Origin of the sequence: Kitasatospora sp. NPDC018619 (assembly GCF_044391605.1) — a bacterium.
Taxonomy (GTDB): domain Bacteria; phylum Actinomycetota; class Actinomycetes; order Streptomycetales; family Streptomycetaceae; genus Kitasatospora.
On record NZ_JBISAI010000032.1, the window covers coordinates 52002 to 63591 of the forward strand.

General features: G+C 78.2%; 1 protein-coding gene. It reads right to left on the reverse strand.

All coding sequences use genetic code 11. The features are described from left to right. Positions 1 to 140: 140 nt before the first annotated feature. Positions 141 to 11590: SDR family NAD(P)-dependent oxidoreductase (locus ACH5AR_RS32185; protein WP_396305060.1), on the reverse strand; the 11450-nt coding region annotated here is incomplete at its 5' end.

An 11590-nucleotide genomic window follows, 5' to 3' on the forward strand; every position in this document is an offset into this window, starting at 1 on the left:
AGATCACTTCCTGCTACGGGTGGTGGCTGCCGGGGTGGTCCGGCTCCGGGGCGGGGCCGCGGCCGCCGCCGGGCGTGTCCGGGGGAGCCGCCGGGCCCCGCGCCCCGGCAAGGGGGGCGGGCCCGGCGGCGTGGCCTGGGCTAGTCCAGGGAGTCGACGAGGGCGAAGAGCTCGTCGTCGGAGGCGGCGTCGAGGTCGCTGTCGTCGCCGGCCAGTGCGGCACCGGAGGCGCCCGGGCCGTCCAGCCGGTCGAGCAGGGCCCGCAGGCGCGGGGACAGGCCGTCGAGCGCGTGGCCGTCCGCGAGCCGCCGCTCCAGGGCGGCCTCCAGCCGGTCCAGTCCGGCGAGGACGGGCTCCTCCCGGGGCGCGCCCTCGCGGGGCAGCCGCTCGTCGAGGAAGCCGGCCAGCGCCGCCGGGGTCGGGTAGTCGAACACCAGGGTGGCCGGCAACCGCAGCCCGGTCGCCTCGTGCAGCCGGGTGCGCAGCTCCACGGCGGTCAGCGAATCGAAGCCGATCTCCTTGAACGCCCGGTCGGCCTGCACGGACTCCGCCGAGGCGTGTCCGAGGACGTCCGCGACCCGGGTGCGGACCAGGTCGAGCAGGGCCCGGGTGCGGTGCTCCCCGGAGAGGCCGGCGATCCGCCGGGCCGGGTCCTGGCCGCCGCCGGACTCGGCGGCCCGCCGGCCCGGGGCGCGGACCAGGCCGCGCAGCATCGGCGGCACGTCCCCGCCCCGGAAGGCGGCCGGGTCGAGCCGGACGGCGACGGCCAGCGGGTCGGCGCCGGCCCGGCCGGCGTCGAACAGCTCCAGGCCCTGCTCCGCCCGCAGCGGGGCCATCCCGCCGCGGGCGAGCCGGCCGAGGTCGGCCCGGCCGAGGCCGCCCGCCATGCCGGCGTGCGCCGGGTCGTCCAGCAGCCACGGGCCCCAGGCGATCGCGGTGCCCGGCAGGCCCGCCGCGCGGCGGCTGTGCGCCAGGGCGTCCAGGAAGGTGTTGGCGGCGGCGTAGCCGGCCTGCCCGGCGGCGCCGAGCACCCCGGCGACGGAGGAGAACAGGACGAAGGCGTCCAGCTCCCGCCCGGCGGTCAGCTCGTGCAGGTTGACCGCGCCGTCCACCTTGGGGCGCAGTACGGCGGCGACCCGCTCGGGGGTGAGCGCGTCGAGCACGCCGTCGTCCAGCACGCCCGCGGTGTGCACCACGGCGGTGACCTCGTGCGCGGCGAGCAGTGCCGCCAGGGCCGTCCGGTCGGCCGCGTCGCAGGCCGCGAGGGTGACCTCGGCGCCGAGCGCGGTGAGCTCGTCGGCCAGGGCGGCGGCGCCCGGGGCGTCGGGGCCGCTGCGGCTGGTGAGCAGCAGGCGCCGCACGCCGTGCGCGGTGGCCAGGTGCCGGGCGACCAGCCGGCCGAGCGCCCCGGTGGCTCCGGTGACCAGCACCGTGCCGTCCGGGCGCAGGGCCGGGGCCCCGGTGGCGGCCCCGGCGCCGGCCCGGGCCAGCCGCGGCGCGGACACCGTGCCCCGGCGGACGATCAGCTGGGGCTCGTCGGTGGCCAGGGCGGCGGGCAGGACGGCCGCGGAGGCCTCCTCGCCGTCCAGGTCGACCAGGACGAACCGGTCGGGGTGCTCGGCCTGCGCCGAGCGCACCAGGCCCCAGAGCGGGGCGTGCGCCAGGTCCCGCAGGTCCGGGCCGACGGCGTGCCGGGTGACGAACACCAGCCGGGAGTCGGCGAAGCGCTCGTCGGCGAGCCACTCCTGGAGGAGGGTCAGCGCCCGGCCGGCGGCGGCGTGCACCCGCTCGGCGAGCGGGCCCGGCCCCTCGGCCGTCCAGGGCACCAGCACGGTGTGCGGGGCGTCCTCGGCCAGCGCCGCCAGGTGCGGGCGGCCCGGCAGGCCGAACGCCGGCTCGCCGAGCACGGCCCAGTCGGCGGGGGCCGCCGGGGCGGCCGGCAGCCGCAGCTCGGCCGGCTCGACCCGGTAGAGGGCGTCCCGCCCGCCGGCGCCGGCCCCGCGGATCGCCTCCGGCGAGACCGGACGCATCACCAGGGACTCCACCGAGGCGACCGGCGCGCCGGTGGCGTCGGCGACGGCGAAGGCCACCCCGCCGGCGCGGGCCGGGGTGAGGCGGGCCCGGACGGCGGCCGCACCGGAGGCGTACAGCTCGACGCCCGTCCAGGCGAAGGGCAGCCGGCCGTGCGGGGCCTCGTCGGTGGAGATCCGCTCCAGCAGGGTGGAGGCGGCCATCGCCTGGAGCACCGCGTCGAACATGCCGGGGTGGATGCCGAACCGGGCGGCCGCGGCGCGGCCCTCCTCGGGCAGCGCGACCTCCGCGAAGACCTCGTCCCCGCGCCGCCAGAGCGCCTTCAGGCCCGCGAACAGCGGCCCGTAGGCGAAGCCGGTGTCGCTCGCGCGCCGGTAGAAGCCGGTCAGGTCGACCTCCTGCGCGCCGGCCGGCGGCCAGGCCCGGAGGTCGAAGTCCGGGGCGCCGGCGCCGGTGCCGAGCACGGCGTCGGCGTGGTGGGTCCACTCGCCCTCGGCGGCGTCCTCCGGCCGGGAGTGCACGGTCAGCGGGCGCCGGCCCTGTGCGTCGGCCGGGCCGACCCGCAGCTGGAGCAGCACGCTGCCGGTCCGCGGCAGGACCAGCGGCGCCAGGTGGGTGATCTCCTCGACCCGGTCGCAGCCCACCTGCTCGGCGGCGTGCAGGGCCAGTTCGGCGTAGGCGACGCCCGGGACGACGGTGCGGCCCATCACCCCGTGCTCGGCGATCCACGGGTGGGTCCGCTCGGAGAGCGAGCCGGTGAACAGGAAGCCCGTGCCGTCGGCCAGTTCGGTCATCGCGCCGAGCATCGGGTGCTCCGGCGAGCCGAGACCGGCCCCGGCCAGGCCGACCGGGCCCTCGGCGTCCTCCAGCCAGTACCGCTCGCGCTGGAAGGCGTAGGTGGGCAGCTCGGTGCGGCGGGCGCCGGGCAGCAGGCGCGACCAGTCGACGGCCGCGCCGCGCAGCCGCAGCGCGGCCAGCGCCTCGACCAGGGTCCGCTCCTCGGAGCGGTCCCGCCGCTGGGCGGTGATCAGCGCGACCCCGGAGCCGGGCAGGCTCTCCCGGCCGGCCGCGGTGAGCACCGCGTCCGGGCCCAGCTCCAGGAAGGTGGTCACGCCGCGCTCGGCGAGCCCGAGCAGCGTGTCGTGGAAGCGGACGGCCTCGCGGACGTGCCGCACCCAGTACTCCGGGTCGGTGACCTCGGCCGCCAGCGGGATCAGCGGCTGGTGGTAGGTCAGCGACTCGGCGACGGCGCGGAACTCGGCCAGCATCGGGTCCATCAGCGGCGAGTGGAAGGCGTGGCTGACCCGCAGCCGCCGGGTGCTGCGCCCGCGCTCGGCCAGCGCGGCCGCGACGGCCAGCACCGCGTCCTCCTGCCCGGCGACCACCACGGCCTCGGGGCCGTTGACGGCGGCCAGCGAGACCTGCTCGCCGAGCAGCGGCAGCACCTCCTCCTCGGTGGCGCGGACGGCCACCATCGCGCCGCCGGCCGGGAGCCGCTCCATCAGCCGGCCGCGGGCGGCGACCAGCCGGGCGGCGTCGGCCAGCGAGAGCACGCCGGCGACGTGGGCCGCGGCCAGCTCGCCGACGGAGTGCCCGGTGACGAAGTCCGGCCGCAGGCCGAAGGACTCGACCAGGCGGTAGAGGGCGACCTCGACGGCGAACAGGGCGGGCTGGGTCCAGCCGGTGCGGTCGAGCAGCTCGCCCTCCTGGAACACCACCTCGCGCAGCGGCCGCTCCAGGTGCCGGTCCAGCTCGGCGCAGACGGCGTCGAAGGCCTGCGCGAACTCCGGGTAGGCGTCGTACAGTTCGCGGCCCATGCCGGGGCGCTGGGCGCCCTGGCCGGTGAACAGGAAGGCCGTCCGGCCGCTCGCCGCGGTGCCGCGCAGGCCGCGGCCCGCGGCCAGCGCCGCCAGGCCCTCCAGCAGGCCCTCGCGGTCCCGGGCGACCACCGCGCCGCGGTGCGGCAGCGCGGCCCGGGAGGCGGTCAGCGAGTGGGCGAGGTCCGGCAGGGCGGTCTCCGGGTGCTCGGCCAGGAAGGCGGACAGCCGCTCGGCCTGGGCGGCCAGCGCCCGCTCGGAGCGGGCGGAGAGCAGGAACGGCAGGGTGCCGTGCCCGGTCGGCGCGGCGGGCTCCTCGGCGCCCTCCTCGGGGGCCTGCTCGATGATGACGTGGGCGTTGGTGCCGCTGATCCCGAAGGAGGAGACGCCGGCCCGGCGCGGGCGGCCGGTCTCGGGCCATGCCCGCTGTTCGGTGAGGAGTTCGACCGCGCCGGCCGTCCAGTCCACGTGCGGGGTGGGCTCGTCGACGTGCAGGGTGCGGGGGAGGACGCCGTGCCGCATGGCGAGCACCATCTTGATGATGCCGCCGACGCCGGCGGCGGCCTGGGCGTGGCCGATGTTGGACTTCAGCGAGCCGAGCAGCAGCGGGAGTTCGCGGTCCTGGCCGTAGGTGGCGAGCAGGGCGTTGGCCTCGATCGGGTCGCCCAGGCGGGTGCCGGTGCCGTGCGCCTCGACGGCGTCCACGTCGGCGGAGCCGAGGCCGGCGGCGGCCAGCGCCTCGCGGATCACCCGCTCCTGCGCCGGGCCGCTCGGGGCGGTCAGCCCGTTGGAGGCGCCGTCCTGGTTGATCGCGGTGGACCGCACCAGCGCGAGCACCGGGTGCCCGTTGCGGCGGGCGTCGGAGAGCCGCTCGACCAGCAGCACGCCCACGCCCTCGGCGAAGCCCGTCCCGTCGGCGGAGGCGGCGAAGGCCTTGCAGCGGCCGTCCGCCGACATGCCGCCCTGCCGGTCGAACTCGGCGAACAGGCCGGGGGTGGACATCACGGCCACGCCGCCGGCCAGGGCGAGGTCGCACTCGCCGCGGCGCAGCGCGGCCGCCGCCAGGTGCAGGGCCACCAGCGAGGAGGAGCAGGCGGTGTCCACGGTGATCGCCGGGCCCTCCAGCCCGAAGGTGTACGCCACCCGGCCGGAGATCACGCTGGCCGCGCTGCCGTTGCCCAGGTAGCCCTCGACCTCGCCGGGGACGCGGCGCAGCCGCGAGGCGTAGTCCTGGCCGCTGGTGCCGGTGAACACGCCGACCCGGGTGCCGTGCACCGAGGCCGGGTCGATGCCGGCCCGCTCGAAGGTCTCCCAGGAGGTCTCCAGCAGCAGCCGCTGCTGCGGGTCCATGGCGAGCGCCTCGCGCGGGCTGATGCCGAAGAACTCGGCGTCGAACCCGGCCGCGTCGTACAGGAAGCCGCCCTGGCCGCCGGGCTCCCAGCCGCGGTCGCCCGGGAAGCCGCCGAGTGCGTCGCCGCCCTCCAGCAGCAGCCGCCACAGGTCCTCGGGCGAGGCGACCTTGCCGGGGTAGCGGCAGCCCATCGCGACGATCGCGACGGCGTCCCCGTCGGCGTCCGCCTCCCGGCCGGCCGGGGCCGGCGCCGTGCCGGCGGCCGCCGGGGCCTGGTCGTCGAGCAGCCGGGCCCGCAGGTGGCGGGCGAGCGCGGTCGGCGACGGGTGGTCGAAGACCAGGGTGGCGGGCAGCCGCAGCCCGGTCGCGGTGGTGAGCCGGTTGCGCAGCTCCACCGCCGTCAGCGAGTCGAAGCCGAGGTCCTTGAACGCGCGGTCGGCCTCGATCGCCTCCGCCGAGCCGTGCCCCAGCACCGAGGCCGCGTGGCCGCGCACCAGGTCCAGCAGGAGCCCGGTGCGGTCCGCCTCGCCGAGCGCGGCCAGCCGGCCGGCCAGCGCCGAGCCGGTGGGCCCGGACACCGCCTCCGCCCTGCGCCGGGCCGGGGCCCGCAGCAGGCCGCGCAGCAGCGCCGGGACGGGCCCGCGCCCGCGCCGGGCGGACAGGTCGAGGTCGGCGGGCAGCAGCAGCGGCTCGTCCCGCAGCGCGGCCGCGTCGTACAGGGCCATGCCGAGCTCCGAGCCGAGCGGGGTCATGCCGCCCTCGCTCATCCGCTCGACGTCCCGGGCGTCCAGGTGCCCGGTCATGCTGCTGCGCTGCGCCCACAGGCCCCAGGCGAGCGAGGAGCCGGCCAGGCCGCGGGCGCGGCGGTGCTGGGCGAGGGCGTCCAGGAAGGTGTTGGCGGCGGCGTAGCCGCCCTGGCCCGCGCCGCCGAGCACGCCGGCGGCGGAGGAGAACAGCACGAAGCAGGCCAGCTCCCGGTCGAGCGTCAGCTCGTGCAGGTTGAGCGCGCCGTCGACCTTGGGGCGCAGCACCGCGTCGATCCGCTCCGGGGTGAGCGAGCCGATCACGCCGTCGTCGAGCACTCCGGCGGTGTGCACCACGCCGGTGAGCGGGTGCTCGGCGGGGATCGCGGCCAGCAGGGCGGCGAGCTGCTCGCGGTCGGCGGCGTCGCAGGCGGCGACGGTCACGGTGGCGCCGAGGGCGGTGAGTTCGGCGGTGAGCTCGGCCGCGCCGGGCGCGTCGGGGCCGGTCCGGCTGGTGAGCAGCAGGTGGCGCACGCCGTGCTCGGCGACCAGGTGCCGGGCCAGCACCCCGCCCAGCACGCCGGTGCCGCCGGTGATCAGCAGGGTGCCGTCGGGGTCGGCCGCGGGCGGGACGGTCAGCACGACCTTGCCGGTGTGCCGGGCCTGGCTGACGTGGCGGAAGGCGTCGACCGAGCGGCGGACGTCCCAGGTGGTGATCGGCAGCGGGTGCAGCGCCCCCGACTCGAACAGCTCGACCAGCTCGGTGAGCATCTCCCGGATGCGCTGCGGGCCGGCCTCGAACAGCTCGAAGGCGCGGTAGGCGACGCCGGGGTGCCGCCGGGCGACCTCCTCGGCGTCCCGGATGTCGGTCTTGCCCATCTCGACGAACCGGCCGCCGCGGGGCAGCAGGGCGAGCGAGGTGTCGACGAACTCCCCGGCCAGCGCGTTCAGGACGACGTCCACGCCGCGGCCGCCGGTGGCCGCCAGGAACTCCCGGCCGAAGTCCAGGGTGCGGGAGCCGGCCAGGTGGGCGTCGTCCAGGCCGAGCGGCCGCAGCGCGTCCCACTTGCCGGTGCCGGCCGTGCCGTACACCTCGGCGCCCAGGTGGCGGGCGAGCTGGACGGCGGCCATGCCCACGCCGCCGGCGGCGGCGTGCACCAGGACGGACTCCCCGGCCCGCAGCCCGGCCAGGTCGGTCAGCGCGTAGTGGGCGGTGAGGAAGACGATCGGGGCGGACGCGGCCTCGGTGAAGCCCCAGCCCCGCGGGATCCGGACCAGCAGCCGGTGGTCGGTGACCGCGGTGGTGCCGAAGGAGCCGGCGAACATGCCCATCACCCGGTCGCCGGGGGCGAGCGAGGTGACGTCCTCGGCGACCTCCAGGACGACGCCGGCGCCCTCGTTGCCGAGCAGGCCGGCCTGGCCCGGGTACATGCCGAGCGCGTTGAGCACGTCGCGGAAGTTGAGCCCGGCGGCGCGCATCGCGACCCGGACGTGGCCGGGGGCGAGCGGCTCCAGGGTCTCCGGGCAGGCGGCCAGGGTGAGGTTGTCCAGGGTGCCGCGGCCGGTGGTGTCCAGGCGCCAGGGCGTGCCGGCGGGCGGGGTGAGCGCGCCGGAGCCGGCCGCGCGGGCCAGCCGTGCGGCCAGCACCGCCCCCTCGCGCAGGGCGAGTTGGGGCTCGCCGGTGGCGAGCGCGGCGGGCAGTGCGGCGGCCGAGGCCGCGGTGCCGTCCAGGTCGACCAGGACGATCCGGTCCGGGTTCTCGGACTGCGCGGAGCGCACCAGGCCCCACAGCGCGGAGCAGGCCAGGGCGGTGACGTCCTCGCCGGGGCGGGCGGCGACGGCGCCGGTGGTGGCCAGCACCAGCCGGGAGTCGGCGAAGCGCTCCTCGGCGAGCCACTGCCGCAGCAGCGCCAGCACCCGGTGGGTGACGGCCCGCACGCCGTCCGCGGTGGCGCCCCCGGCGGGCGCCTCGACCGGCACCAGCACGGTGGCCGGCACCTCGGCGGGCAGCGCGTCCAGGCCGTCGGCGCGGTACGGCTCGACGCCCTCCTCGGGCAGCGGCACGGCCGTCCAGTCGAGCCGGAACAGCGCGTCGGCGGTGGTGTCGCGGGCGGCGGCCCCCACGGCGCCGATCGGGCGCAGCACGAAGGAGTCGGCGGTGGCCACCGGGGCGCCGGAGCGGTCGGCGGCCAGCAGCGAGACGCTGTCCCGGCCGGTGCGGCTGAGCCGTACGCGCAGCTCGGTCGCGCCGGCGGCGTGCAGGGTCACACCGCTCCAGGCGAACGGCAGCAGGTCCAGGCCCTCGCCGCCGTCCGCGGCGCAGCCCAGCGCGTGCAGGGCGGCGTCCAGCAGCGCCGGGTGCAGCCCGAAGCGCTCGGCGCCGGAGCGCTGCTCCTCGGGCAGCGCGACCTCGGCGTAGACGTCGTCGCCGTCCAGCCAGGCGGCCCGCAGGCCGCGGAAGGCCGGGCCGTAGCCGAGGCCGCCGGCGGCCAGCCGCTCGTAGTAGCCGTCGAGGTCGACGGCGGTGGCGCCGGCCGGCGGCCAGGCCGTCAGCTCCTCGGCGGCGGCCGGCGCGCCGGCCCGGGCGAGCCACCCGCTGGCGTGCCGGACCCAGGGCGCGTCCGGCGGCGCGTCCTCGCGCAGGGAGTGGACGGTGACCTCGCGCCGTCCGCTGTCGTCGGCCGGGCCGACCCGCAGCTGGAGGGCGATGCCGCCGGTCTCGGGGAGCACCAGCGGGCTCTCCAGGGCGAGTTCCTCGACCCGGTCGCAGCCGGCCTGGTCCCCGGCGTGGACCAGCAGGTCGAGGAAGGCGGTGCCGGGCAGCAGCACGGAGCCGAGCACGGCGTGGTCGGCCAGCCAGGGGTGGGTGCGCAGCGAGAGCCGGCCGGTGAGCAGCAGGCCGTCGCCGTCGGCGAGGGAGAGCGAGGCGCCGAGCAGCGGGTGCGCGGCGGAGCCGAGGCCGAGGTCGGCGGCGTCGCCGACGGCGCCGGTGGCGTCCAGCCAGTAGCGCTCGTGCTGGAAGGCGTAGGTGGGCAGGGCGATCCGGCGCGCGCCGGGGAGGAGGGCCGGCCAGTCGGCCTCGCGGCCCCGCACGTGCAGGGCGGCGAGCGCGGTGCGGAACCGGGCGGGCCCGCCCTGGTCGCGGCGCAGGGTGCCGGTCGCGACGGCGGTGGCCCCGGCGGCGTCCAGGGTGTCCTGGACGGCGGGGGCGAGCACCGGGTGGGGGCTGGCCTCGACGAAGAAGGCGTGCCCGTCGGCGGCGAGCGCGCGCACGGCCTGCTCCAGCCGGACGGTCCGGCGCAGGTTGCGGTACCAGTAGGCGGCGTCCAGCTCCGCGGTGTCCAGCCAGGCGTCGTCCACCGTCGAGTAGAAGGGCACCTGGGAGGTTCGGGGGGCGACGGGGGCGAGCAGGCGGAGCAGTTCGTCCTGGAGCTGTTCGACGTGGGCGGAGTGGGAGGCGTAGTCGACGGGGACGCGGCGGGCGTGCACCCCCTCGGCCTCCAGGGCGGCCTGGAGTTCGTCGAGGGCGTCGGCGTCTCCGGCGACGACGGTGGAGGCGGGGCCGTTGACGGCGGCGACGGAGATGCGGTCGTGCCAGGGGGTGAGGTCGAGGTGGTGGGCGGGTTGGGCGATGGAGACCATGCCGCCGTGGCCGGCGATGGCGGTGATGGCCTGGGAGCGCAGGGCGACGACGCGGGCGGCGTCGTGGAGGGTGAGGGCGCCGGCGACGGTGGCGGCGGCGATCTCGCCCTGGGAGTGGCCGATGACGGCGTCGGGGTGGACGCCGTGGGCCTGCCAGAGGGTGGCGAGGGAGACCATGACGGCCCACAGGGCGGGTTGGACGACGTCGACGCGGTCGTAGCCGGGGGCGCCGTCGGTGCCTCGGAGGACGTCGATCAGGTTCCAGTCGGTGAACTCGGCCAGCGCGTCGGCGCATTCGGTGATGCGCTGGGCGAAGACCGGTTCGGTGTCGAGGAGTTCGACGGCCATGCCGGCCCACTGGGAGCCCTGGCCGGGGAAGACGAAGACGGTCTTGCCGGTCACGTCGGCGGTGCCGGAGACCACCCGGGCCGGCTCCTCGCCCGCCGCGAACGCCTCCAGCGCGCAGGCCAGTTCGGCGGTGTTCCCGGCGACGACGGCCGCGCGGTGGGTGAACCGGGAGCGCGAGACCGCCAGCGAGAGAGCGAGGTCGGCGGGGGCCGGGTCCGTCTCCAGGTGCTCGCGCAGCCGCAGCGCCTGGGCGCGCAGGGCGCGGTCGGTGCGGGCGGAGAGCAGGAAGGGCAGCGGGCCCGGGGCGGGCGCCGGTGCCGCAGCGGCGGGCTGCTCCCCGGCGGGCAGCTCGCTCGCCTGCCCGGCGGGCGGCTCCTCGGGGGCCTGCTCGATGATGACGTGGGCGTTGGTGCCGCTGACGCCGAAGGAGGAGACGCCGGCCCGGCGCGGGCGGCCGGTCTCGGGCCACGCCCGCTGCTCGGTCAGCAGCTCGACGGATCCGGCCGTCCAGTCCACCTGGGAGGACGGCGCGTCCACGTGCAGGGTCCGCGGCAGCACGCCGTGCTGGAGGGCCAGCACCATCTTCATCACGCCGGCCACGCCCGCCGCGGCCTGGGTGTGGCCGAGGTTGGACTTCACCGAGCCCAGCAGCAGCGGCAGTTCGCGGTCCTGGCCGTAGGTGGCCAGCAGCGCCTGGGCCTCGATCGGGTCGCCCAGGCGGGTGCCGGTGCCGTGCGCCTCGACGGCGTCCACGTCGGCGGTGGAGAGCCGGGCGTTCGCCAGGGCCTGGCGCACGACCCGCTGCTGGGAGGGGCCGTTGGGGGCGGTCAGGCCGCTGGAGGCGCCGTCCTGGTTGACGGCGCTGCCGCGAACCACGGCGAGCACCGGGTGCCCGTTGCGGCGGGCGTCGGAGAGCCGCTCCAGCAGCAGCATGCCGGCGCCCTCGCCCCAGCCGGTGCCGTCGGCGGCTTCGGCGAAGGCCTTGCAGCGGCCGTCCGGGGCGAGCCCGCGCTGCTTGGAGAATTCGACGAAGGACAGCGGGGTCGACATCACGGTGACCCCGCCCGCCAGGGCGAGCGAGCACTCGCCCTGGCGCAGCGCCTGGACGGCGAGGTGGAGGGAGACCAGCGAGGCGGAGCACGCGGTGTCCACGGTGACGGCCGGGCCCTCCAGCCCGAAGGTGTACGAGATCCGGCCGGAGACCACGCTGGCGCCGATGCCGGTGGCCAGGTAGCCCTCGGCCGCCTCCGGCGCCCTGGTCACCAGGGCCGCGTAGTCCTGCCCGTTGGTGCCGGCGAACACGCCCGTCCGGCTGCCGCGCAGCGTGTGCGGGTCGATCCCGGCCCGCTCGATCGCCTCCCAGGAGGTCTCCAGCAGCAGCCGCTGCTGCGGGTCCATGACGAGGGCCTCGCGCGGGCTGATCCCGAAGAAGCCGGCGTCGAACTCCGGCGCCCCGTACAGGAACGCGCCCTCGCTGACGTACGAGGCGCCGGTGCCGTCGGCGCTGCCGCCGAGCAGGCGGTCGGTGTCCCAGCCGCGGGGGGGGGGGGACCCCCCCCCCCCCCGCCGGCCCCCCGCGGGGGGCCGCCCCCGGTCCGCCGGCGGGGGGCCGGGGCCGGGGGTGCGGGCGCCCCACCCGGCCGGCGGGCGAGGCGCGG